General features: G+C 67.9%; 21 protein-coding genes. 11 read left to right on the forward strand and 10 right to left on the reverse strand.

From position 1 onward, the window contains the following. The first annotated feature begins 73 nt into the window (after window positions 1-73). Window positions 74-514: a homoprotocatechuate degradation operon regulator HpaR gene (hpaR, locus tag HWX76_RS00220; protein WP_050010892.1), complete on the forward strand. Its 441-nt coding sequence runs from the start codon at window positions 74-76 to the stop codon at window positions 512-514. A 55-nt stretch (window positions 515-569) separates the two neighbouring features. Here hpaR and HWX76_RS00225 read toward each other — a convergent pair whose 3' ends face one another. After that, entirely contained in the window at window positions 570-1,781 is a 1,212-nt protein-coding gene (locus HWX76_RS00225; RefSeq protein WP_050010891.1) for an SDR family oxidoreductase, read from the reverse strand. A 650-nt stretch (window positions 1,782-2,431) separates the two neighbouring features. Here HWX76_RS00225 and HWX76_RS00230 point away from each other — a divergent pair. After that, window positions 2,432-2,779, forward strand: coding sequence for a DUF3564 family protein (locus HWX76_RS00230; RefSeq protein WP_050010890.1), 348 nt, complete (start codon window positions 2,432-2,434; stop codon window positions 2,777-2,779). A 414-nt stretch (window positions 2,780-3,193) separates the two neighbouring features. Further along, a complete protein-coding gene (locus HWX76_RS00235; RefSeq protein WP_050010889.1) occupies window positions 3,194-5,056 on the forward strand; it encodes a penicillin-binding protein 2 in 1,863 nt (620 codons plus the stop codon). A 27-nt stretch (window positions 5,057-5,083) separates the two neighbouring features. On the opposite strand, the gene HWX76_RS00240 is transcribed toward HWX76_RS00235, so the two are convergent. The 4 genes from HWX76_RS00240 to HWX76_RS00255 form a co-directional block, all read right to left on the reverse strand. Then, window positions 5,084-6,799, reverse strand: a complete 1,716-nt coding sequence (locus HWX76_RS00240) for a cation:proton antiporter (protein WP_176015331.1) — start codon at window positions 6,797-6,799, stop codon at window positions 5,084-5,086. Window positions 6,800-7,008: 209 nt separating this feature from the next. Further along, on the reverse strand, window positions 7,009-8,436 hold the full coding sequence (locus HWX76_RS00245; protein WP_176015332.1) for a cytochrome c: 1,428 nt from the start codon (window positions 8,434-8,436) through the stop codon (window positions 7,009-7,011). Beyond that, a complete protein-coding gene (locus HWX76_RS00250; protein ID WP_011547848.1) occupies window positions 8,433-10,211 on the reverse strand; it encodes a GMC family oxidoreductase in 1,779 nt (592 codons plus the stop codon). The genes HWX76_RS00245 and HWX76_RS00250 overlap by 4 nt, the downstream gene beginning before the upstream one ends. Next, a complete protein-coding gene (locus tag HWX76_RS00255) occupies window positions 10,211-10,954 on the reverse strand; it encodes a gluconate 2-dehydrogenase subunit 3 family protein (RefSeq protein WP_050010884.1) in 744 nt (247 codons plus the stop codon). The genes HWX76_RS00250 and HWX76_RS00255 overlap by 1 nt, the downstream gene beginning before the upstream one ends. Before the next feature lie 591 nt (window positions 10,955-11,545). Between HWX76_RS00255 and HWX76_RS00260 the strand changes: the two genes are divergently transcribed. Beyond that, window positions 11,546-12,133, forward strand: coding sequence for an RNA 2'-phosphotransferase (locus HWX76_RS00260; protein WP_176015333.1), 588 nt, complete (start codon window positions 11,546-11,548; stop codon window positions 12,131-12,133). A gap of 19 nt (window positions 12,134-12,152) precedes the next feature. Here the strand turns inward: HWX76_RS00260 and HWX76_RS00265 are convergent, their stop codons facing one another. After that, entirely contained in the window at window positions 12,153-12,569 is a 417-nt protein-coding gene (locus HWX76_RS00265) for a DUF3995 domain-containing protein (protein ID WP_050010881.1), read from the reverse strand. Window positions 12,570-12,856: 287 nt separating this feature from the next. Here HWX76_RS00265 and ald point away from each other — a divergent pair, with 287 nt between their 5' ends. Next, window positions 12,857-13,972: an alanine dehydrogenase gene (ald, locus tag HWX76_RS00270; RefSeq protein ID WP_050010880.1), complete on the forward strand. Its 1,116-nt coding sequence runs from the start codon at window positions 12,857-12,859 to the stop codon at window positions 13,970-13,972. Window positions 13,973-14,017: 45 nt separating this feature from the next. Here the strand turns inward: ald and HWX76_RS00275 are convergent, their stop codons facing one another. From HWX76_RS00275 to HWX76_RS00290, 4 genes are all read right to left on the reverse strand, one after another. Next, window positions 14,018-14,239 carry a hypothetical protein gene (locus HWX76_RS00275; RefSeq protein WP_050010878.1) on the reverse strand — a complete coding sequence of 74 codons (222 nt, stop codon included), beginning with the start codon at window positions 14,237-14,239 and terminating at the stop codon, window positions 14,018-14,020. An 8-nt stretch (window positions 14,240-14,247) separates the two neighbouring features. Further along, entirely contained in the window at window positions 14,248-14,640 is a 393-nt protein-coding gene (locus HWX76_RS00280; protein WP_050010876.1) for a TraR/DksA family transcriptional regulator, read from the reverse strand. 384 nt (window positions 14,641-15,024) lie between these two features. Further along, a complete protein-coding gene (locus tag HWX76_RS00285; RefSeq protein WP_050011086.1) occupies window positions 15,025-16,431 on the reverse strand; it encodes an undecaprenyl-phosphate glucose phosphotransferase in 1,407 nt (468 codons plus the stop codon). An 11-nt stretch (window positions 16,432-16,442) separates the two neighbouring features. Next, window positions 16,443-17,225: a Crp/Fnr family transcriptional regulator gene (locus HWX76_RS00290; protein ID WP_089489297.1), complete on the reverse strand. Its 783-nt coding sequence runs from the start codon at window positions 17,223-17,225 to the stop codon at window positions 16,443-16,445. A gap of 916 nt (window positions 17,226-18,141) precedes the next feature. On the opposite strand from HWX76_RS00290, the gene HWX76_RS00295 reads away from it, so the two are divergent. The 6 genes from HWX76_RS00295 to HWX76_RS00320 all read left to right on the forward strand — a co-directional run bounded on the left by HWX76_RS00295 (window position 18,142) and on the right by HWX76_RS00320 (window position 25,055). Continuing rightward, on the forward strand, window positions 18,142-18,924 hold the full coding sequence (locus tag HWX76_RS00295) for a Crp/Fnr family transcriptional regulator (RefSeq protein ID WP_175976075.1): 783 nt from the start codon (window positions 18,142-18,144) through the stop codon (window positions 18,922-18,924). Between the two features lie 180 nt (window positions 18,925-19,104). Next, complete coding sequence (locus HWX76_RS00300; RefSeq protein WP_006490451.1) at window positions 19,105-19,356, forward strand: acyl carrier protein; 252 nt, start codon at window positions 19,105-19,107, stop codon at window positions 19,354-19,356. Next, entirely contained in the window at window positions 19,353-20,549 is a 1,197-nt protein-coding gene (locus HWX76_RS00305; protein ID WP_176015334.1) for an acyl-CoA dehydrogenase family protein, read from the forward strand. The genes HWX76_RS00300 and HWX76_RS00305 overlap by 4 nt, the downstream gene beginning before the upstream one ends. Next, entirely contained in the window at window positions 20,546-21,520 is a 975-nt protein-coding gene (locus HWX76_RS00310) for an amino acid--[acyl-carrier-protein] ligase (protein WP_124630304.1), read from the forward strand. Before HWX76_RS00305 ends, HWX76_RS00310 begins: the two co-directional genes overlap by 4 nt. Next, window positions 21,517-22,572, forward strand: a complete 1,056-nt coding sequence (locus HWX76_RS00315) for a DUF1839 family protein (protein ID WP_050011084.1) — start codon at window positions 21,517-21,519, stop codon at window positions 22,570-22,572. The genes HWX76_RS00310 and HWX76_RS00315 overlap by 4 nt, the downstream gene beginning before the upstream one ends. Beyond that, window positions 22,569-25,055: a glycoside hydrolase family 2 protein gene (locus HWX76_RS00320; protein ID WP_176015335.1), complete on the forward strand. Its 2,487-nt coding sequence runs from the start codon at window positions 22,569-22,571 to the stop codon at window positions 25,053-25,055. The genes HWX76_RS00315 and HWX76_RS00320 overlap by 4 nt, the downstream gene beginning before the upstream one ends. Window positions 25,056-25,071 lie beyond the last annotated feature (16 nt).

Below are 25,071 nucleotides of genomic sequence, written 5' to 3' on the forward strand. Positions count from 1 at the left end.
GATTACCCTGATACGCGAAATTCATCAGCTTCGGCTGTTAAGATTGATGCGTCCCCGTCCTCTGCTCACCCCGATGAACCGTACGCTCGACCATCGCAACCTGGCCATGCTGCTGCTCGAGGCCCGCGAAACGCTGATGGGCCTGTTTCGCCCCATTCTCAAGGAATTCTCGCTGACCGAACAGCAATGGCGGATCATCCGCGTGCTTGACGGCGAACCGGCGCAGGCGCTCGAAGCCGGGCAGATCGCGAAACGCTGCTGCATCCTGAGCCCGAGCCTGACCGGCGTGCTGGAACGGATGGAGCGCGACGGCCTGATCACGCGCACGCGCGCGCAGGAGGATCAGCGCCGGCTGCTGGTCAGCCTGACGCCGCAAAGCAGGAAACTGGTGACGGAAATCGGTCCGCGCATCGACGAGCAATATCGTCAGCTCGAAGCGCGATTCGGCGAGGACGGCCTCGACGACATCTACCGCGCGCTCGACCGGCTCATCGAGCTCGGCAACCAGGCATGAAGACGGCGCCCGCGCCCGCCATGGGCGGGAACGGGCGCCGGGGCGATGCGACCGGTTAGTGGATCGCGCCGCGCATCAGCTCGGTCACCGCCACGCCGCGCGACGTGCGCATGCACTCCTCGACGTAATCGATGAACGGCAGCGGCTCGAAATCGATTTCGTCGCGCACGCGGCGATTGTCGAACACGCGATCGACCGTCGCGAATTCGCCGCAGCGCTGCAGCGCCCGGCCGATCACGCGCTCGAGCGCCGGATCGGGCCGCCCGAGCACGTCGCGCACGACGAGCGGCAGTTCGGCCGGCGCGCATGCCGCGTAGCGCGGCGCGCCGGTCATCCCCGCCGCCTCGTCCATCGCGCGCACGATCTGCGCGACCTGCGGCGCCTCGTCGCCGGCCGACACATGATAGACGTCGTGCGCGAGCGTCGGCTTGACGGCCAGCAGCATCGTCGCGCGCGCCACGTCGTCCACCGACACGATGTCGATGCGCGTCATCGGCCGCGCGGTGAAGCGACGCGCCGCATGCGCGAGCCGGAACATCCAGAACGAATTCGGCGCGGGCCGCGTACCGAGCACCGTATGGCCGACCACGTGCGACGGCCGCACGACGACGAGCGGCAGTCCGAGCGCGCGCAGGCGCTGCTCCGTCTCCGCCTTCGCGTGCAGATAGTCGGCCGCGAGCACCGCGCCCGGCAGGCCGTCGCCGGCCCGCGGCACGACGTCGTTCCCCGCGCGCTCCGCCTCTTCCTGCACGATCCCGCCGCGGCCCGCATGCGCGTAAGCGGTGCCGACGTACACGAAGCGTTGCAGGCGCGGCGCGCGCGCAAAGCGCTCGGCGAAGCGCACCGCATCGGCGATGTCGGCCCGCAGGTGCGCGCCGTCGGCCGGCGACGCATGGCCCGCGCAATGAATCACGTGCGTCGCGCCGGCCAGGCGCGACGCATCGGCGCCGTGCCACACATCGCCGAGCGCGCCGACGATCACGTTCGCGTCGGTCAGGCGCGACGCCCAGTACGGCGTGAGCCCCGCGCGCAACGCGGCTTCACGCAGCCGCGCGACCGCATGGCCGCGGTCCCGCGCGCGCACGACGCAGGCGATGCGTTCGAGCAGCCCTGCATTGACGAGCGCCGTCAGCACGGTACTGCCGATGAAGCCGGTGGCGCCGGTCAGCACCAGCCGTCCGACGTTCGCCGCCGCGACCGGTGCGCTGGCCGGCGACACGAGGCTCGTCCGCCAGTTGAGCGACAACGCGGTTTTCCAGATCAGCACGATAGTCTCCTTCGAAGAATCGGCCGGGGCGGCGCGGCGCCCGCGGTTGCGGGCGCCGCCCGGCTCGCCGGCCGGGCCGGGGCCGACGCGGGCCCCGGCGGCTCCCGATCGGGCGTGCGGCCTGCGATCGCGTCGATCGCGCTCTGGCACGAGGCGGCGGCAGCCGGCGCGGACGGGCGTCCGCGGCACAGGATCGGGGAAGTTCCCAGTGTGGGGCCCGACCGCATGCAAGTCTGTCCCGAAAGTTTCGTGAAAGTGTGCCGATTTGTACGCGATTGTCGGAGTGTGTCGTGCCGGTCGGCTGATTAAAACGACGAAACGTTCGGTCGGCTGCATTCGACCGGTGCCGAAACGCGCCGATCGACCCGGTCGCGATGGCAGCCGGTGCGCGACAGATCGACGCGGCCGGCGGCCCTGTCATCCCATGTCTGGACCGCGGCGCGTGCCCGACCGGCCACGGCCATCGCCGGTATCGCGCGCCTGTGCTGACGCGTCGGGAATGACCATGAATCGTCAGACGTCCTTTCATCTGGAATCGAAATGGGCTCAATATAAATTTATTGCGGATTATCACTTGCGTTTCACACCAGTCTATCTAGACTGTTCAAGTTCAAACGGTCGAATGTGTCTTTTTTCAAGGAGACGATGCAATGCGCCTCACCATTCGGATTAATGGCAGCGAATCGGCAACCCGGCATTCCTTCGCAGTCTTGTGGGTCGATACCGACGAGGGTCTGTGGTCGCGCGAGGCACATCAGGGCATCGACCTTCCGACCTGGGGCAAGGTCCGCGACATCGAGGGCGCGATGGCGCTCTGTGCAGCCGACAGCGGCAATGCCGTCTGTCAACTGAAGGGGCTGTCGTTCGATGCGATGCGCCGCGAACAGGGCCCCGCGGTGCTCGCCGGCGATCATCCCGACGGCGCATGGCGCCTGCAGGCGGTCGATACCTGCACGACCCAGCCGGAATACCGGGAATTTATTTCCGTTGCCCGCTAGGTATTATTGACATGAATCGTCTGCGGTTTTCGGGTTTATTCCGGCAGTAGTGATATTCATTTCGATATTCAGCATGAATGGCGCCTCCGTTCGAGGCGCTTTTTATTTTCGAGATTAGAGAAATTATCGTCGCGCGGGCAATTGATCGCGCGTCGGAACGGTCGCGATCGCGCGATGGCGGAGACCGCGTGTCCGGCTCCGCTCGCGACGGATCGCCCGTGTTTCATCCTCCGCAGCCGCCGCGGCATCCTGCGTCGCCCCCTTTGCTGCGCTTTCCTCCCTTTTCCAGACGGCCTACCCTTCGTCTTTTTACGGGGCCGGACCATACTTTCCTCACACGGTGTTTACTCATTTATTACAATCGCATTATTCAGACTGACCCACCGCCGCACGGCGGCCCGACCCGGCCATTGCATGAGCGTGAAAAAGAAGACCCACCCCGCCGATCCGTACGCGGCGGCGACCAAGAATCCGATGCTCGCCGCGCGCCTGCCGATGTGGCGCTCGCGGCTGATCGTGGTCGTCGTGTTCCTCGCGTTCGCCGCGCTGATCGCGCGCGCGTTCTGGGTGCAGGTCGCGAACCAGGATTTCTACGTCGGCCAGGGCCAGAAGCGCTATCAGCGCACGATCGAGCTCGACGCGATGCGCGGACGCATCGTCGACCGCAACGGCGCGATGCTCGCGGTCAGCCTGTCGACCTATGAAATCTGGGCGAACCCGAAACAGGTCGCCGACACCGATTACCCGCAAATCGCGAAGCTGCTCGACCTGCCGCTCGCCGAGGTGAAGCGGCGTCTCGGCAACGACAAGACGTTCGTGCTGCTCAAGCGGCAGGTCGACGCGGACACCGCCAGCCGGCTCGACAAGCTCGCGATCGACGGCATCACGCAAATCGCCGACTCGAAACGCTTCTACCCGGAAGGCGAATCGGCCGCGCACGTGGTCGGCTTCACGAACGTCGAGGACAAGGGCCAGGAAGGCGTCGAGCTCGCGGCGAATGCGCGCCTGCAGGGCACGTCCGGCCAGCGCGAGGTGATCCGCGACCGGCTCGGCCGCATCGTGTCGGACACGCGCCCGCTCGTCCCCGCGCAGCACGGCGCGACGATCGAACTGACGATCGACCGCCGCATCCAGCAACTCGCGTTCAGCCAGCTCAAGGCGGCCGTGATCGAGAACAATGCGCTGGCCGGCAGCGTCGTCGTGCTCGACGCGCAGAACGGCGAGATCCTCGCGCTCGCGAACTATCCGACCTTCGACCCGAACGACCGCGCCCGCCTCACCGGCCAGCAATTGCGCAACCGCGCGGTGATCGACACGTTCGAACCGGGCTCGACGATCAAGCCGCTCGTCGTCGCGCTGTCGATCGACGAGCGCAAGGTCACGCCGAACACGATCATCAACACGTCGCCGGGCACCTACAAGATCGGCCCGGCGGTGATCCACGACACGTCGAACCACGGGTCGCTAACGGTGTCGCAAGCGCTGCAGAAATCGAGCAACGTCGCGCTCGCGAAACTGGCGCTCAACTTGCCCGCCGAAACGATCTGGAACAAATACCAGGAGTACGGGATCGGCCGCGCGCCGGAACTGACGTTCCCGGGCGTTGCGTCGGGCCGGCTGCGCGGCTACAAGCGCTGGCGGCCGATCGAGCAGGCGACGATGGCGTACGGCTACGGGTTGTCGATGTCGCTGCTGCAGATCGCGCAGACCTACACGGCCTATGCGGGCGACGGCACGCTGCACCCGGTGTCGCTGCTGAAGAACGGCACCGACCAGCAGACGATCGACGCGCACCGCGGCCACCGCGTGACGTCGCCGCAAACGGCCGCCGCGATTCGCTCGATGCTCGAGATGGCGGTCGGCGAAGGCGGCACGGGGCGCCGCGCGCGCGTCGACGGCTACCGGATCGGCGGCAAGACGGGGACCGCGCGCAAGCAGGTCGGCGCGAGCTACGCGAAGGGCAAGTACCGCGCGCTGTTCGCGGGGATGGCGCCGATGAGCAACCCGCGCCTGATCGTCGCGGTGATGATCGACGAGCCACGCGGCAAGGGGTACTACGGCGGCACGGTGGCGGGCCCGGTGTTCGCGTCGGTCACGAGCGGCTCGCTGCAGTTGCTCGGCGTGCCGCCCGATGCGCCGGTCGAACCGGAAAAGAATGCACCGGCGCAGGCCGCCGCGCCGCAGAAGACGGTCGGGGCGCCGAAACCGGCGGCATCGTTGAAGACGGCCGCGCAATCCGGCACTCCCGCGCCCGCGAAGGCCGCTACCGCAGGCTGACGATGCGAGGCGCGATGCCGCGCGCCGTCAATGCGCGGCCGCGACCGGCTTCGCCATCCGGCCGAGCACGTGCTCGGTCATCCCGCGCGCGAGTTCGGTCTCGCCCATGAATACGGTGCCGATGCCCTCGCTCGACAGCAGCGCGGCCTCGTCGCCGCTGTTCGTGCACAGCACGACCTCGAGCGTCGGGTTGAGCGTGCGCGAGATCTCGACGATCTGCCGCACGTCGAACACGTCGGGCAGCGTGACGACCAGCATCCCGGCGCGCGCGATATGCGCCTGCACGAGCACGATCGGCTCGATCGCGTCGCCCGACACGGCCGCGGTGCCGTCCGCGCGCAGCTTCTCGATGAGCTCGCGATTCTGCTCGACGACGACATAGGCGATCCCGCGCTCGTCCAGCGCATGCGCGATCCGCGTGCCGACCTTGCCGTAGCCGACGATCACGACCTGCCCGGTCAGATGCGTCTGCGGCGTCGACATCGGCAGCGCGGCGAGCGGATCGTCGCGCGCCTCGAGCTTGCGCGCGAACGCCGAATGCTTGCGAATCCATGCGAGCGCCGGATCGATCATCGCGAACAGCAGCGTGTTCATCGCGATCGAGATCAGCGCGACCGCGAGAATCAGGCTCTGCCCCTCGGCCGACAGCAGCCCGAGCGCACGTCCGAGCCCCGCGAGGATGAACGAGAATTCGCCGATTTGCGCGAGACCCGCGCCGACCGTCAGCGCGGTGTTCAGCGGATAGCGGAACGCGATCACGAGCGCGACCGCCGCGAGCGTCTTCCCGACCAGCACGATCGCCGCGACCTCGATCACGTGCAGCGGCTCCTCGATCAGCACCTTCGGGTCGAACAGCATGCCGACCGAGATGAAGAACAGCACCGAGAACGCGTCGCGCAACGGCAGCGTCTCGTCGGCCGCGCGCCGGCTGAACTCCGACTCGCGCATCATCATTCCCGCGAAGAACGCGCCGAGCGCGAACGACACGTCGAACAGCTTCGCCGCGCCGAACGCGATGCCGACCGCCGCGGCAATCATGCAAAGCGTGAACAATTCGCGCGAACCCGTGCGCGCGACGAGCCACAGAATGCGCGGGAACACGCGCTTGCCGACCACCAGCATCAGCGCGATGAACGCGGCGACCTTCAGCATCGTGACGCCGAGCGTGCCCCACACGCTGCCGCCGGCCGCATGCGCGTCGCCGGGCGGCGTGCCGCCGAGCAGCCCCGCCACCGGCGGCAGCAGCACCAGCACGAGCACCATCACGAGATCCTCGACGACCAGCCAGCCCACCGCGATGCGCCCGTTGACCGTCTCGACGAGCCCGCGCCCTTCGAGCGCGCGCAGCAGCACGACGGTACTCGCGACCGACAGCGCGAGCCCGAACACGAGCGCCGCACCGAGGCTCCAGCCCCAAGTGAGCGCGAGCCCGCCGCCGAGCAGCGTCGCGACGGTGATCTGGACGATCGCCCCCGGCAGCGCGATCTTGCGCACCGCGAGGAGATCGCCGAGCGAGAAATGCAGGCCGACGCCGAACATCAGCAGCATCACGCCGACTTCGGCGAGCTGCTGCGCGAGCGACAGATCGCCGACGAAACCGGGCGTGCCGGGGCCGATCACGATCCCGGCGAGCAGATAGCCGACGAGCGGCGGCATTTTCAGCAGCGACGCGAGGTAACCGAAGATCATCGCGAGACCGAAACCGGCCGCGAGCAACGCAATCAGGCTAACGTCATGAGGCATCCCCCCTCCCAAGCTCTTGTAACTATTTAGTAAGGTTCAAGAGTGAAAGGATAAGGGATGAGGCGGAAGAATGGCGCGCAGCCGCGAAAATTTCACGCCGCTGCGCGCGGTGCGGGGTACAACCCCGGCGAAGGGAAAGGCGTCGCGCGGACCCGCCGCGCGTGGGCGCCGCCCCAGCAGCAGGCGGGGCCCGCGTCCCGCCGCTCCGGTCAGCGCGACGCTTGCGGGAACCGCGCGCCCGGCGGCGGCTCGGGCCGCGTCGACGGCACGCTCTTGCGCACCTTCGCGACCTGCGCGGCCGTCACCGGCGCGCCCGTGTTGCCCCAGCTCGTGCGCACGAAGTTCGACACGTCCGCGACTTCCTGGTCCGACAGCCGCCAGCCGAACGGCGGCATCGTGAAGGTCGACGGCGCGGTGCGCGTGCCCTGCAGCGCGCTGCCTTCCAGCACGACGTGGATCAGCGACGTCGGGTCGTCGCCCTGCACGACCGGGTTGCCGGCGAGCGCCGGGAACACGCGCGTGTAGCCGTGCCCGTCGCTGCGGTGGCAAGCCATGCAGTTGTCGCGATAGACGGCCGCGCCCGGCTTGCTCGCGTCGCCGGTCTGCAGCGCCTTCGCCGCGGCCGCGTCGTACACGTGCGGCCGCTCGCCCTGCACGCGCGGCGGCAACGTCTTCAGGTAGCGCGCGATCGCGTTCAGGTCGTCGTCGGTCATGTGCTGCATGCTGTGGCCGACCACGTCCGTCATCCCGCCGAACGCGGCCGTGCGCAGCGTGCGGCCGGTCTTCAGGAACTGCACGATCTCGGTTTCGTTCCACGTGCCGAGGCCGGTGCGCGGCTCGCCGCGCAGGCTCGTCGGCACCCAGCCGTCGATCGCCGCGCCGCCGGCCAGGAAGTCGAGGCCATCGGCGTCGGTCAGGCCGCGCTCCTGCATCGTTGGCGCGCGCGGCGTGTGGCACGCGCCGCAGTGGCCGAGCCCCTGCACCAGATATGCACCGCGCGCGACGACCGGGTCGGGGTACGACGCCGCGTCGAACGGCTTCGGCGACGGCGCGAACAGCTTGCGCCAGATGCCGAGCGGCCAGCGCATCGACAGCGGCCACACGATGTCGACCTTGCGGTTCTCGTGCTCGACCGGCGCGACGCCGTGCATGAAGTACGCATACAGCGCCTTCATGTCGTCGTCGGTCAGCCGCGCGTACGACGGGAACGGCATCGCCGGATACATCGTGTCGCCGTTCTTGCGCACGCCTTCGCGCACCGCACGCGTGAAGTCGTCGTAGGTCCAGCCGCCGAGGCCCGTCTTCGCGTCCGGCGTGATGTTCGTCGAGTAGATCGCGCCGATCGGCGTGTCGAATTTCAGCCCGCCCGCGAACGGCTTGCCGCCGCTCGCGGTGTGGCAGGCGATGCAGTCGCCTGCGCGCGCAAGATATTCGCCGCGCTTGACGAGGGCCGCGTCGGCCGACTGGGCGGCAGGTGCGGCCGCCGGGCCCGAAGCCGCGGTCGGCGCGGACGCCGGCTGTGCGAACGCGGTTCCACCCGCGAGGCCGAATGCCGCCCATGCCGAGCCGATCGCCAGCGCGCGCCGCAGCGGAGAAACGCGGCGCGCGGCGTTGTGGTGGTTCATCGTCCTCTTCATACGGTCACCAGCGGGGCGGGATTTTTCAGGTATTGCTCGCGAATCGCGCGGGCCGACCAGTAGGCCAGCGCCGCGATGATCCCGGTCGGGTTGTAGCCGATGCCCTGCGGCAGCGCCGATGCGCCCATCACGAACACGTTGTGCACGTCCCAGCACTGCAGGTAGCGGTTCAGCACGCTCGTCTTCGGGTCGGTGCCCATGATCGCGCCGCCGACGAGGTGGGTCGTCTGGTACTGGCGCGAGTCGAAATGCTTGCCGAACTCGCGCGTCGACACGCCGATCGCCTTCGGCCCCATCGCTTCCGCGATCTTCTTCATCTGGCCGGTCACGTACTGCGCCATCTTGATGTCGTTGTCCTTCCAGTCGAACGTCATCCGCAACAGCGGCTGGCCGTACGAATCGCGATAGGTCGGATCGAGGTCGAGATACACGTCGCGGTACGACATGTTGGTGCCGTGCGCATCCATCGAGATCGTGTGCGCGTAGTTGTCCTTGACGGCCTTCTTCCACGCCGAGCCCCACTGCGGCGTGCCGGGCGGCGTCGCGATGCCGCTGATCGGCTTCACGCCGGCCTGGTTCACCCACAGCGGCGAGCCGCCGACGAAACCGAGCGGGCCGTGGTCGAAGTTGTCCGCGTTGAAGTCGTCCACCGCGACGCCGTTGCCGCCCGCGCCGATGAACGGATTCGTGTAGGTATCCTTGTCGAAGAACGCCTTGATCGTCGACAGGTTCTGGTAGGCGAAATTGCGGCCAACCACGCCTTCGCCCGAGATCGGGTCGTACGGCTTGCCGATGCCCGACAGCAGCAGCAAGTGCACGTTGTGATACTGGAACGCGGCCACGATCACGAGATCGGCCGGCTGGTGCACCTCGCGCCCGGCCGGATCGACGTAGGTCACGCCGGTCGCCCGCTTCTTCGTGTCGTCGAGGTCGACGCGCAGCACATGGCACTTCGAGCGCAGCTCGAAGTTCGGCGCCTGCTTCAGCGCGGGCAGGATGTTCAGGTTCGGCGACGCCTTCGAATACATGTAGCACGCGTAGCCGCTGCAGTAGCCGCAGAAGTTGCACGGGCCCATCTGCACGCCGTACGGGTTCGTGTACGGGCCCGACGTGTTCGCCGACGGCAGCCTGTACGGATGCAGCCCGAGCGAGTGCGCGGCATCGAAGAAGCGTTGCGCCGAATACGTGTTGAGCTGCGCGGGCAGCGGGAAATTGTCGCTGCGGTTCGCCTCGAACACGTTGCCGTCCCCGACCACCTTGCCGCCGACCTTGTACGCCTGCCCCGACGTGCCGAACACCTTCTCGGCGAAATCGAAATGCGGCTCGAGCTCGTCGTACGTGACGCCCGTATCCTGGATCGTCATCCCTTCGGGGATGAACTTCTTGCCGTAGCGCTCTTCATAGTGGCTGCGCAGGCGCAGCTCTTCCGGCGTGATCCGGAAGTGCACGCCCGACCAGTGCAGCCCCGCACCGCCGACGCCTTCGCCCGGCAGGAACGCGGCGAGCTGCCGGTACGGCAGCGCGGTGTCCTGCAGGCCGTGGCGGATCGACACGGTCGTCTTCGACAGGTCGAGGAACAGCTTCTTGCGGATGTTGTAGGTCAGCTCGTCGATCGTGTTCGGATACGCGCCGTCCGGGTAGGTGTCGCGATATTCGCCGCGCTCGAGCGCGACGACGTTCAGGCCCGCTTCGGTCAGTTCCTTCGCGAGTATCGCGCCGGTCCAGCCGAAACCGACGATTACCGCATCGACATGCGGCTTCTTGTCTGCGGCCATCAGCTGCGCTCCCCGTTGATCGAGACGGGGCCGTACGGATAGGGCTTGCCGCTCTGGTTGACGAAATCCATGAAGTCCGCGCGCGCGCCCGGGAAACCGATCATCTTCCACGCGGCCATGTCGCGATTGCCGCCATGCACCGGATCGCAGAAGTAGCCTTCGCGCGTGTTCTGCAGCAACTGGCCGAGGAACAGGCCGGGCGGGACGTCGTCGATCTGCGCGCCGCCCTTCTCCAGCGCGCCGAGCACGGCGTCGCGCGTCGGCGCGTCGAGATCCGCGAACGCCTTGCCGTGCGCCTTTTCGCAATAGCGGTTGACCGCCGCGATGCCGAGCCGGTAGATGTCGCGCGGCACCAGCTTCAACTGGTAGCCGAGCTCCGGCACGCCCTGCTGGAACGGCCCCTGCATGTACCACGTCGCGCCGTGCGCATACGGCGTCTCCATCTGGCGATCGATGAATTCGGGCACGCCCGCTTCGAGCGCGCCGGGGCCTTCGGCGTCGGCCGGAATCAGCCGGTCGACCGCGGCCTGGACGAACGCCCATTCCTTCGCATCGAAAAAGGTCGGCTTGTACGGCGCGCGGTCGGCGCCGGCCGACGCAGCGGACGCGTTGCCGGCCGTCGTCGCGGACGGCGACGACGACGAGCGCAGGTCGCAGCCGGCGACCGACGCGATCGGCACGAGCGCGACCGATGTGCGCAGGAAACGGCGACGCGAATTGGGTTTGTCAGGTGACGTGGACATGGTCGGATGTTGATCGTTGGGGATCGGGGTTCGGACGCGCGCATTCCGCATGCCGCGTGCCCGGCAGGCAGCCGTGCCGCAGGCGGCCGGTTGCCCTGTTCTTTCGTGTGTTGCGCACAACCTCGATGCTGGCGGCCGGCCGCGATTCGCGGGGACGCCCTCGTTGCGGCCGCGCGGCGCCCCGGATGCCGGCGGCGCGCTGCGCGGATCGACCTCATTGCGGGCCTATCGTCGGACAAATACCGGCATCGGCCTGCATCTGTCCGTCATCGCCCATGACCCTTGTTCAACTTAGACGTCGCGTCTGCCCACGGCAAGCGCAACGCGCACGACCTCTTTCGGGTCCGGCGACGAGTGCGGGCGAATTATAGCTGGAACCGGTTCCATTGCCAGGGGGTTCAATGCAATTCAGTGCATCGAAATTAGCAACAATGGGAAATTCGGAAGCCGGAATGTGCAAGGATGGCGAGATAGCGGACAGCTTGCCGGCCGGGCGGACGATCAGCTGCGGCGCGCGCGTGTCGCTTTCCGGCGACGCCCGGACAGATGACGGTATCGAGTTGCAGCGCGCTCTGGTAGCCTCCGCAACTCATGAACACCGAGAAAAACAAACAGCCGGCGCCCGATGCGACCGGCATCAGCAAATATCTGAGCTACCTGCTGCGCCACGAGCCGCAGGCCATCGGCCTCCAACTGGACGCCGAAGGCTGGGCCGACATCGACGAACTGATCGCCGGCGCCGCCCGTCACGGACGCCAGCTCGATCGCGCGACGATCGAAAGCGTGTGCGCAACCAGCGACAAGCAGCGCTTCGCGCTGTCGGATGACGGTCAACGCATCCGCGCGGTACAGGGCCATTCGACGCCCGCCGTGCAGCGCCAATATCCGGCCGCGCAACCGCCCGAGCGCCTCTATCACGGCACGGCGACGCGCTTCCTCGATTCGATTCGCGCGCAAGGGCTGAAGCCCGGCGCCCGTCATCACGTACACCTGTCGGCGGACGTCCGCACGGCGCTGGCCGTCGGCGTGCGCTACGGCGTGCCCGCGATCCTCGAAGTCGATGCGCGGCGCATGCATCGGCAAGGCCATACGTTCTTCGTCGCCGAAAACGGCGTCTGGCTGACCGATGCCGTGCCAGCCGAATACGTAGCGTTGATCGACGATACGCGCACGGAGTGAGCCGTGCGCCGGCCGCCACTCACCACGGCCAGAACATCGACGCGATCGACAACGCCAGCGCCGCGCACAGCGGCGAGTAATACAGCGTGTCCATCCGCGCGAAACGCGACCCGCGAATCCGCTTGAAGAAGCCGACGTAGCGGAAATCACCGACGGCCCGCACCGCGAAGATCAATGCGAGCGCAACGACCGCGAACGCGATCGTGCAGGGATACGCGTTGCGCCCGAGCCAGCCGGCACGCGCGGCGACCACGCCTGCGCCGCCCAGCAGTGCCGCCGCGACGGCAAGCGTGCCGACGGCAGTCGGCCGCAACAGCGGTACGCCGTCCTGCTCCGGAATGGCCGCACGCTTGCCCAGCCGGCCGCCGAACGCCCAGTAGACGTGCACGAGCGCGATGGCGCAAAGCGTCGGCACGCTGAAATACGCACCTGTCATGTCGATCGATGTCCTCGTCCCGTTGTGTTGCCGAAAGGATTCGGCACGCGGCCCCGGCCCGCGCCACGCACGACGATACCGAAACCCGGCCACGCGCGCATTGCGACGTCCGGTCGCAACCGGTCGCCGCGCATGCTGCGCTGCAGTGCGGATGCGTCGTCGCGCGAGCCGGCTGCTTGACTTCCCTCCGCGCACCACTACGCTGTTATTCCAGTACTGCGATCGGCACGCCGCTGTGCAACCGGCTGCCCGCACGACGACGATAACGAAGGCCATGGAGGCGACTCATGCTGATCGGTGTGCCGAAAGAGATCAAGAACCACGAATACCGCGTCGGCCTCACGCCGGCCGGCGCGCGCGAACTCACGCGGCACGGCCATCGCGTGCTCGTGCAGCGCGGCGCGGGCACGGCGATCGGCCTGCTCGACGACGACTACACGGCCGCGGGCGCATTGCTCAGCGACGGCGCGGACGAAATCTTCGCGCGCGCCGACATGATCATCAAGGTCAAGGAGCCGCAGCCGGCCGAATGCGCGATGCTGCGGCGCGGCCAGATCCTCTACACGTATCTGCATCTCGCGCCCGATCCCGATCAGGCCGCCGCGCTCGTGAAATCCGGCGCGGTCTGCATCGCCTACGAAACCGTGACGGGCCCCGGCGGCGGCCTGCCGTTGCTCGCACCGATGAGCGAAGTCGCGGGGCGCATGTCGATCCAGGTCGCGGCGACCCACCTCGAAAGCCCGCGCGGCGGCCGCGGCGTGCTGATGGCCGGCGTGCCGGGCGTGCCGGCCGCGCACGTCGTCGTGCTCGGCGCGGGTGTGGTGGGCACCGGCGCGCTGCAGATGGCGGTGGGCCTGGGTGCGCGCGTCACCGTGCTCGACACCAACGTGAACCGGCTGCGCCAGCTCGATCTCGTGTTCGCCAACCGGATCGCGACCGTCTGCTCGAATGCGCATACGGTCGACGAAGCCGTGCGCGATGCCGACGTCGTGATCGGCGCCGTGCTCGTGCCGGGCGCATCGGCGCCGCGGCTCGTCACGCGCGACATGATCGCGACGATGCGCAAGGGGGCGGTCGTCGTCGACGTCGCGATCGACCAGGGCGGATGCTTCGAGACTTCGCATGCGACCACGCATGCTGCGCCGACCTTCGTCGTCGACGGGGTGGTCCACTACTGTGTCGCGAACATGCCCGGCGCGGTCGCGCGCACGTCGACCTTTGCGCTGAACAATGCAACGCTCGGCCATGCGCTCGCGCTCGCCGACAAGGGCTGGAAACAGGCGATGCTCGACGATCCGCATCTGCGCGCGGGCCTGAACGTGTGCGACGGCCATATCACGTACGAAGCGGTCGCGCAGGCGCTCGGGCTGCCCTACGTCCCGGCGACCGGCGTACTCGGATGAGCTTGCCGGCATGAGTCGAACGCGTCGCGGCCGGGCGCGACGCGTTCACGCACCCTTCGACCGGCTCCGCTGCGTGCCGCTGCCGCCGGTGCTGCCCGCACCGCCCATCGTGCGCGCCAGCAGTGGCTGCGGTTGCGCGAGCGTGCGCGTGTTCAGCACGTCATGCCGCGTCAGCCAGCCGCGCCCGATCGACGGAATCTTCCCGGGATTGTCGCCGTTCGCGATCATCGTCCGGATGTCGCGGCCATGGTCGGCGAGCGTACGCACGCACGACGTCAGAGCGATGCGCGCGGGGTCGTCGCGTAGCGCCGCTCGTAGAGCGACTGGCAATGCGTGCAGCGTTCGGCGGTCGGGCGCGCCAGCAGGCGCTCGTAGCCGACCGAGCCGTCGCAGTCGATGCATTCGCCGTAACTGCCGTCGCGCATCCGCTGCTGCGCGCGGCCAACCGCGCGCAGCTCGGTCAGCTTCATGCCGATCAACGCATGGTCGACGTCGACGAAGAGGTCCGCATTCGCCTCGTCGCCCTCGTCCGGCGCCGCGCCGGCAAGCTCCGCATAGGATTCCGACGCGCGCTGGTCTTCGCTCGCGCGGATCTCCGCACGCAGCGCCTGCTCGCTCTCGTTCAGCCGCTGCTTCAGCGTCTGCCGTTGTCGTGGGTCGAGCGACATGGCCGTCTCTCCTGTTCCGGGTTCCGCGCGAAACAAGAGCGGCGCGCGGTATCGCACCGGTGCGCGGCGCGCAGGCATGACCTGCGCGGTCGCATCCGGATGGGCGGCCGGACGCGAAACGCCGGACGCATTCGACGCAGGATAAACCCATTGAACACGCGTGTGTTGACCGGAATCAGCGTGCCGTTCACGCAGCGGCAGCGGTGCGGAAACTGGGGACGGACGCGCAATCCCCGCCTTGCGGCGCGGGCGGCGCAGCGCGTCGGCACACCCGCAGCGCAGCAATTTCCCGTGCGGTCGCCGCGGTTCTTTCCGCGCCCGCGGACCGGCATCGCGCGGTCGATACGATCGCTCGCGCAGCGCTGCTGCAATCATTCGGAATCCTCAGAACGCGTTGCGCCCGATGAAGCCGCGCACCACCGTCAGCAGGATGATCTTGATGTCGAACCAGAAGCTCCAGTTCTGCATGTAGAACAGATCGAACTTCACGCGCGCCGCCATCGCCTCGACCTTGCGCGTTTCACCGCGATAGCCGTTCACCTGCGCCCATCCGGTGATGCCGGGCCGTACGCGGTAGCGGTACATGTAACAGTCGATCAGTTGCCGATACAAGTCGTCGTGTTCGATCGCGTGCGGACGCGGGCCGACCACCGACATCTGCCCGAACAGCACGTTGAAGAACTGCGGCAACTCGTCGAGCGACGTGCGCCGCAGGAACGCGCCGACGCGCGTGATGCGCGAATCGTTGCGCGACGCCTGCCGCACGACGCCCGGCTGCACGCGATGCACGCGCATCGTCCGGAACTTCAGGATGTCGAACTCGCGGCCGTCGACGCCCTTGCGGCGCTGCCTGAACAGCACGGGCCCCGGCGACGACAGCTTGACCGCGATCGCGAGCATCGTCAGCAGCGGCAGCAACGGAATCAGCACGCCGAACGCGAACAGCCGGTCGAACGCGAACTTGGCCCACAGCTCAGGCGCGGAGCGCGGCGTGGTCGCGAGATTGATCGCCGGCATGCCGAGCACGTCGGTCGCGGAACGATCGACGACCGCCATCTGCCGCACGTCGGGCAACAGCCGCAACTCGACGAACTCGTCGCGCAACTCGCGCACGATCCGCTGGATCCGCCACTCGTGCGACATCGGCAGCGTGAGCCATACCTCGTCGATGTCGCCGCCGCGAATCCGCTCGCGCAACGCGTTCCAGTCGTCGATCACCGGTACGCCGCCGATGCCGCCCGCGGCGGCCGGCGCATCGTCGTCGAACACGCACGCGGCCGCGAACGGGCCGTTCGGCGCGAGCTGCATCCGCTCGATCGCCACGCGCCCGTAAGCCGTTGCGCCGACGATGGCGACGCGGCGCTGCCGCGCACGCGGGTCGCCACGCGTCAGCGCGAACGCCAGCAGCGCCGCGCGGCCGAGCAGCAGCGCCGCGTCGCCGGCCAGCACCGTGCGCGCGATCCAGCGGGTCGTCACGGTGCCGCCGCGATTCATGATCCACATCGTGCCGGCAACCGTCAGCACGCTCGCGCACACCACGGCCACCAGCGTGTGTGTCAACACGTGCGCACCGCCCCGCACCGCCACGCCGCCGCGCACGGTGCGCAGGTAGCGCGGCAGCAGCGCCACCGTCAGCACGCACAGCAGTGCGATCGCGCCGCGCTGCGCGTCGGACAGCGCATGCCAACCGAGCCCCGACGCCGCCTGCGCGGCGAGCGCCCCGGCCAGCACGAGCACGACGTCGGCCGCCGCGATCGCGGCACGCCGGATCGCATTCGTTCCACCGGACATCGACTGCATCGTCACGCACCATGCGCGGGGAATCCGCGGTACGCGTCCGGCATGCGCGGGCGAATCGTCGCCTGCCTCGCATGCTCGCGCGTGCCGAGCAACCGCCGATAGTCGGCGCGAATCAGGCTGTAGCATTCGCACGCGTGATGTTCGAGGCCGTCGCGGTCGAGCACCGTGATGCGGCCGCGGCGTTGTCGGATCAGCCCGGCTTCCTGCAGGTTCCCGGCCGCTTCCGTCACGCCTTCGCGCCGCACGCCGAGCATGTTCGCGATCGTCTGCTGCGTGACGGCCAGCTCGTCGCCGTCGATCCGGTCGTGCGCGAGCAGCAGCCAGCGGCTGAGCTGCTCGCTGACCGAGTGATGCCGGTTGCACAGCGCGCTGCGCGAGATCTGCGCCATCGTCGCCTGGCAGATGTTGAGCAACAGCCGGTAGGTCTGCGCCGACCGCTCGAATTCGGCGCGCATCACGCAACTCGGCACGCGATAGGCCATTCCGCCGATGCGCACTTCGACCCGGCTCGACGCGGCGATACCGCCGACCAGCGTCCCCAGCCCGACCACACCCTCGCGGCCGACCACCGCCACCTCGACCATCGCACCGTCCTCCATCAGGTGCTGCACCGACATCATCGCCGTCGTCGGAAAATGCAGATGACGCATCGGCTCGCCGACCCGGTCGAGCATCCCGGCCTTGATCCTGACCAGTTCGAGATGCGGGGCGATGGCGCGGATGCTGTCCTCCGGGAGGGCAGCAAGAATGGCGTTCGCCGAATAGCTCGAGTGAAGATGAAGCATGTCTGTATCCCTTTTATCGTCCGCGCCGCCAGCGGCAGGCACGGAACTCGTTATCGCGATGCGCGCCCGGACGTTGACAGCGGTTGCGGCCCACAACCCTGAATCCGACTGATCATCGGCTTGTCAACGCCGAATTGAGTCGACTGCCCCGTTTCGACACGCCAGCCCGAATAAGCGATTTACGTGCCAATAGCCGCCCGTCCTTAATATATGAATCACATCCGATTTAGAGCCCCTGAATAACCGACCCCAAAACCGAAAAAACGTCTCATTTCCGGACACTCCCCCATACGACGGACACAGCACGCATTCGACTGATCAATTCCCGCGCGCCGGCTCGGGACGCCGGCGTTGCGGTCGCGATGCTTATCGTTCAAATACTTACAGCCGATTTTCAATTGTTTCCGTGATGTGCGGCGCAGCATTTCTCGGCGTCGCCGCACCGCACACGCTCGTTTCAAACTGTCTCAAATTTGAATCGGCACACTAATTCCCCACTCTGTCCACCACCGCACATATCGCCTGCAAGACGTTGATATAAATACAAAATCTGGATGACCCCATTTATTTGTCAAATAATGTTCAATGTCTTCCCGCCACTTTCTCTGTACGATTCGTCACGTTGTCCGATTGATTCCGGTCGACATAGAATGACAAGCAGGTTCACGATTCCATTTCCGGATGATTAATTCCGGAGAAAGGAATTCTTAAATCGACATAACGTTTGCGTGCAGTCGAAATCGTCAAACTTTGTGAAATGGCAAAAGGTCGAATTGGCCGAATTCAATTGCGTGCTAGCCTTTTTCGCGAGTATCGTCATTCCGTTTTTTTGATCAACAAAGTCCGCACGATCGTGCGATTTCCATTCCGGGATTCGCCGCAACGACGCGCGACCGCCCACCTGCGAGGATGCGCCGTGACTCATCAGGCCACCGACGCCGTCGCTTATGCGAACGGCATGATCGAGCTTTCCCACAGCTTCGACGCCAACCGGTTTCTCGCGGCCATCGACCGCGACGAACTCGCCACGCTGACGCCCCACCTGCAACTCGTTCACCTGAAATCCGGGCAAGTGCTGTGCGAACCCGGCGAAATGCTCGCCGCCGTCTACCTGCCGGTCACGACCGCGATTTCGCTGCAGTACGTGTCGTCCGGCGGCATGACGCTGGAAGTCGCGGAGATCGGCAGCGAAAGCGTGGTCTGCGACGACGTGATCGGCGGCAGCGGCCGGATGCCCTGCCGCGCGGTCGCGTGCCGCGACGGCTTCGTCTACCGGCTCGACCGGCGCGTCTTCGCGACCGCGTTCGAGGCGTCGCCGGTGATCCGCCATCTCGTGTTCGTCTGCGTGCGGCTGCTGATGGCGCAGGTCGCGCAGATCACGTTCTGCAGCCGTCATCACGTGCTCAAACATCAGTTATGCAGATGGTTCCTGCTCGCGTTCGACCGCACGCGCAGCATCGAGATCCAGGTGACGCACAGCATGCTCGCGCAAATGCTCGGCGTACGACGCGAAACGGTCACGGACGCCGCCGGCGAAATCCAGAAGCTCGGCCTGATCCGGCAATACCGCAGCTCGATCGAGCTCGCGGACCTCGACGGCCTCGAAAAAATGTCGTGCGGCTGCCGCGCGATCGTGCGCGACGAGATGAAGCGCATCCTGTCGGCCGACTCCGGCGTGCCGGCCGCGTCGCGCGCGTGATCGGCGCGCCGGGTCGGGGCGGCGCTTCGGCGCCGCCCGCGTGCCGGGTCAGCCGTTTGTAGGGTGGCGAACAGAACGCCGGGGCTGCCGATGGTCTACTGATGCCGGACTGCCGGGGGGATGTCAGCGCTTATCGCGCGTCTGCCCGAGCGGACGACACCACGCACGCCGGAGCAGCACGTGAAAAACGAAATCAGAACCATCCTGAAGCACGTCGCCCATCTCGAAGCCGCGATCGACTCGATCGGCGACGGGGACGACCTCTACGAAGCGGGCCTCTCCTCGCTCGATACGATCCAGCTGATGCTCGCGATCGAAAAGCAGTTCAACATCGAGATTCCCGACGAGATGCTGAACCGCAACCTGTTCCGCAGCATCGACGCGCTCGCGGACACGATCGCCACGCTGCAACGCACCGAGCACTCCGCATGAGCGCGCTGCTTCCCGAACTCGCGTCCGACAGCGATTCGCATCGGCTCGACGAGGCCGCGCATGCCGTCGCGCAGATCGCCGCGCAGCATGCCGATGCGGTCGATCGCGACGCGCGCTGCCCCGTCGAGGCAATCGAGGCGATGCGCGCGCGCCGGCTGCTCGGCGCGATGGTGCCGGCCCATCTCGGCGGCGCTGGCGCGTCGCTGGAAGACATCGCGTCGGCCTGCTCGATCCTCGGCCAGGCGTGCGCGTCGTCGGCGATGGTGTTCGCGATGCACCAGATCCAGGTGGCGTGCATCGTCGACCATGCCGCCGACCAGGGCTGGCACAAGCTGTTCCTGCAGCAGCTCGTGCGTCACCAGTGGCTGCTCGCGTCGGCCACGTCGGAAGACGGCGTCGGCGGCAACCTGCGCGCGAGCCAGTGCGCGCTCGAGATCGACGGCGGCGGGTTCCGGCTGCACAAATCCGCGCCGACGATCTCGTACGGCGACTACGCGGACGGCATTCTCGCCACCGCGCGACGCGATGCGGATGCGCCGGCTTCCGAGCAGGTGCTCGTCACGCTGCTGCGCGACGGCTATACGCTCACGCGCCGCGGCGAATGGGACACGCTCGGCATGCGCGGCACGTGCAGCAACGGCTTCGTGCTCGACGCGCAGGGCGCCGCCGTGCAATGCCTGCCGGTGCCGTTCGCGAAGATCGCCGAGGAAACGATGGTGCCGGTCTCGCACATCCTGTGGGCCGCGGTGTGGATCGGCGTGGCCGGCGACGCGTTCCATCGCGCGCACCAGTTCTTCCGCGCGCAGGCGCGCCAGACCGATGGCGCGCCGTCGCCCGCCGCGCGGCGCATCGCCGAATCGCTCGCGCTGATGCAGGCGATGCAGGCGCGCGTCGACAACGTGCTGCGCCTCCACGCGAACGCGTCGGCCCGCTCGTGGTCGGCCGGCATGGCATGGGCCGCCGAGATCAATACGCTGAAGACCTACGTGTCGGCGACCGCGCTCGAGGTCGCGCACCAGGCGATGATGATCTGCGGGATGGCGGGCTACAAGCAAGGCACGCCGTTCAGCATCGGCCGCCACATTCGCGACCTGCACGCGGCGCCGCTGATGATCAGCAACGACCGCATTGCCGCCAACACTGCGAGCCTGTTGCTCGCGCTGCGTCCCGCGACGCTGGAGAAACATACGTGAACGATCGCCTCGCCGTGCCCACCGCCCCCTCCGTTCCCGCCAACGCACCGCTCGACCGCGCGGGCGTCAATCCGCTGCGCGACGCGCTGATCGATGCGGGCCTGCTGGTCTCGACCGGCATCCAGGGCCTGTTCGGCCGCAGCGAACGATTCGAGCGCGTGGTCGAAGCGCTCGACGCGTTCGTCACGCGCCTCGGCGCCGACCAGCAGGCCGAAGTGCTGCGCTTCCCGCCGGCGATGAGCCGCACCGAGTTCGAGCGCAGCGAATACATGAAGAGCTTTCCGCAACTGGCGGGCAGCGTGCATGCGTTCTGCGGCGACGAACGCCAGCATCAGCGCGTGCTGCAATGCCTCGATCGCGGCGACGACTGGACCGAAAACCAGAAGCCGACCTACGTCGTGATGACGCCGGCCGCGTGCTACCCCGTGTATCCCGTCGTCGCGCGCGCGGGCGCGCTGCCCGCCGACGGCCGGATCGTCGACGTGTTCTCGTACTGCTTCCGTCACGAACCGTCGCTCGACCCGACCCGCATGCAGTTGTTCCGGATGCGCGAGTACGTGCGGATCGGCACGCCCGAGCAGATCGTCTCGTTCCGCGAGACATGGATCGAACGCGGCACGCGGATGATCGACGCGCTGCGCCTGCCGAATGCGATCGATCTCGCGAACGACCCGTTCTTCGGGCGCGGCGGCAAGATCGTCGCGGACAGCCAGCGCGAGCAGAACCTGAAGTTCGAGCTGCTGATTCCGATCGAGCACGACGACCGGCAGACCGCGTGCCTGAGCTTCAACTACCACATGGACCACTTCGGACTGCTGTGGGACATCCGCACCGCGACCGGCGACGTCGCGCACACGGGCTGCGTCGGCTTCGGCCTCGAGCGGCTCACGCTCGCGCTGTTCCGCCACCACGGCTTCGACATCGACGCATGGCCGAGCGACGTGCGCGACGTGCTGTGGGGCGCGCGATGAGGTTCGTTTCCCGCGACGGCGAAGACGCGTCGTTCGAGGGCGTGCGCCACCGCGCGCGCCACTACCGGCCGCACCCGCTGCACAGTCAGGAGATGGTCTGGAAGCAGACCAACTGCTACGTCGACATGTGGCTCGAAGTGCTCCGCTGGTGGGGCCTCAATCCGTATGCTGCGCTGCCGTTTACGATCGCGCTCGATTTCGAGGGCGACCAGTTCACGTTCTTCAAGTTTCCGCACGACGAACTGGAGCGGCTCTACGGGATCGTCGTGCAGGAGCATTCGATCTACGAGCCGCTCGACCAGCACATCGAGACGCAGGTCGCGCGTGGCCACCTGATGATCGTCGAGGTCGACGCGTGGTTCCTGCCCGATACGCGCGGCACCAGCTACCGCACGCAGCATACGAAGACGACGATCGGCATCGACGCGATCGACCGCGAGAAGCACCAGATCGGCTACTTCCACAACAGCGGCTATTACGTTGCCGAGGATTTCGACTACAACGGGCTCATCGGCGCGAGTTCGCCGATGACGCTGCCGCCGTATGTCGAATGCGCGAAGCGACGCTTTGCGCCGCTCGACGAGCGCGCGCTGTGCGAAGCCTCGCTCGCCGCGTTGCAGCGCCACCTGCGGCGCCTGCCGGTCGTCGATCCGATCGCGGCGTTCCGCCGGCAGTTGCAGACCGATGCGCAGATCCTCGCGGAAGCGCCGCTCGAACGCTTCCATGCGTACTCGTTCAATTCGGTGCGGCAGCTCGGCGCGAATTTCGAACTGTTCGGCCACTATGCGCGCTGGCTGCACGCCAGCGGCTGCACCGGGCCGTTCGCCGAGATCCGCGCCGCGTGCGATCGCATCGCGTCCGAAGCGATGGTGCTCGAATTTCGGCTCGCGCGCGCGTGCGCACGCGGCAAGGAAGAACGCGGCGATGCGACGCTCGAAGCGATCGAGGCTGCGTACGCCGACCTCGTCGCGTGCGCGCGGCAGATCGGCGCGCCGCTGCGGCACGTGACGCCCGTGCGCGCCAACGCAGCGCCCGTGCCGGCCATGCGGTGACGCGCGCGCGCACGCTGCCCGCATGGTCGATGCGGGCGACGGCCGCGGGCGCCGTGCGCGAGCCGCGCGACCTCCCGGCCGACCACGACGGCTGGATCGCGGCGCCGGTGCCCGGCACGGTCGCGCAGGCGCTCGCGCTGTCCGGCCGGCTCGACGAAGCCGCGTCGCTCGACGAGCGCGACCACTGGTATCGGCTCGAACTGCGCGGGCGCGGGCTGCGCATCCTGCGCTTTCACGGCCTCGCGACGCTCGCGCAGGCCTGGCTCGACGACACGCCGATCCACTGCTCGGACAGCATGTTCGTCGCGCACGACGTGCCCGTGTCGCTCGACGGCACGCACCGGCTGACCGTCTGTTTCCGCGCGCTCGCGCCGCACCTGCGCGACGCGCGCGCGACGCGCCGTGCACGCTGGCGCACGCGGCTGGCCGAACCGGCCACGCTGCGCACGATCCGCACGTCGCTGTTCGGCCATATGCCGGGCTGGTTCCCGCCGTATGTGCCCACCGGCCCATGGCGGCCCATCGACGTGCTCGATCCGTCCGACGGGCCCATTCTTACCGATTGCAAACTGCATGCACGCGTCGAAGGCGACACGGGCTGGCTCGATGCGGAACTGACGTTCGCCGCGCCGCTGCCCGACATGTTCGCGGCGCGGCTGTCATGCGGCGAACATCACGCGACGCTCGAACGCGCCGGCGCCGACCGGCTGCGCACGAGCGTCGCGATACCGAACGTGCGCCGCTGGTGGCCGCATACGCACGGTGAACCGGCGCTCTACGAGATCGCGCTGCATATCGGCGATGCGCGCCGGTCGCTGGGCTCGACGGGTTTTCGCACGATCGACGTCGACGCCGGCGCCGACGGCAAGGGTTTCGGACTGCGCATCAACGGCGTGCCCGTATTCGCGCGCGGCGCATGCTGGAGCAGCGCCGCGCCGCTCGCGCTGCACGCGAACGACGCGACCTACGGCCGCCTGCTGGGGCTCGCGTGCGACGCCGGCTTCAACATGATTCGTGTCGGCGGCACGATGACCTACGAGGCCGACGCGTTCCACGCATGGTGCGACCGGCTCGGGCTGCTGGTCTGGCAGGACTTCGGTTTCGCGAACTTCGATTACGCGCTCGACGATCCCGCGTTCGCGGCCAACGTCGATCGCGAGGCGAGCCAGTTCCTGTCGCGTCACGGCCCTTCGCCGTCGCTTGCGGTGCTGTGCGGCGGCAGCGAGATCGCGCAGCAGGCCGCGATGTCGGGGCTCGGGCCGAAGCAGCGCTTCGTCGAGCTGACCGCCGACCGGCTGGCCGGCCACGCGGCCGCACACCGCCCCGACGTCCCGTACGTGCCCGATTCGCCCGACGGCGGCGTGCTGCCGTTCATGCCGCGCGAACGCGTGTCGCACTACTACGGCGTCGGCGCGTATCTGCGCCCGCTCGACGACGCGCGCCGCGCGGACGTGCGCTTTGCGAGCGAATGCCTCGCGTTCGCGAACGTGCCGGGCGATGCGACGCTCGCGGAACTCGGCTGGCCGGGCGTGCACGAACCGCGCTGGAAGGCGGCCGTGCCCCGCGACCCTGGCACGTCGTGGGATTTCGACGATATCCGCGACCATTATCTGCAGACGCTGTACGACTTCGTGCCCGACCGGCTGCGGCGCGAGGACCCGGCGCGCTACCTCGAGCTGTCGCGTGCGGTGATCGCGGACGTGATGCGCGAGACGTTTTCCGAATGGCGGCGCACCGGTTCGCGTTGCGCGGGCGCGCTCGTGTGGCAGTTCCAGGACGTGATGCCGGGCGCCGGATGGGGCGTGATCGACGCCGCGCACCGGCCGAAATCGGCTTGGTATGCGCTGCGTCAGGTGCTGCAGCCGATCCAGGTGCTGCTCGTCGACGAAGGCCTGAACGGGCTCGACGTGCATGTGGTCAACGAACGCCCGGCGCCGCTGTCGGCCGCGATCGAGCTGGTCGCGCTGCGCGACGGCCGCACGCCGGTCGCGCGGGCCGGCTCCCCGGTGCGGATCGCCGCGCACGACACGGTACGGCTCGGCTCGGCCGAGCTGCTCGGCCGCTTCTTCGACTGGACCTACGCGTACCGCTTCGGCCCCTGCGAACACGATACGGTCGTAGCGACCTTACGCGCCGACGACGGCACGCTGCTGTCGCAGGCGTTCCATTTTCCGTCCCGCACGCATCCGGCCGTGCTGGCGCGTCGCGAACCGGGGATCGAGGCATGCGTGTCGCGCACCGGCGCGACCTGGCACGTCGACATCGACACGCGACACGTCGCCCGCCACGTGCAGATCGACGCGCCGGGCTTCATGCCGAGCGACGACTGGTTCCATCTCGCGCCCGGCACGCCTGCGCGCATCGCGCTCATTCCATTGCGAACGGACGGGAAGCTCGCGGCGGCCGACGACTACGTCGCGCCCACGGTGGAAATCCGGGCCGTCAACGCCGCGCGCGCGGTGCGCGCCACGCAGGCCGGCTGACACGACGCTCGCGTCC

This window comes from Burkholderia sp. BCC0398 (assembly GCF_902833245.1).
In the GTDB taxonomy this organism is placed as follows: Bacteria; Pseudomonadota; Gammaproteobacteria; order Burkholderiales; family Burkholderiaceae; genus Burkholderia; species Burkholderia sola.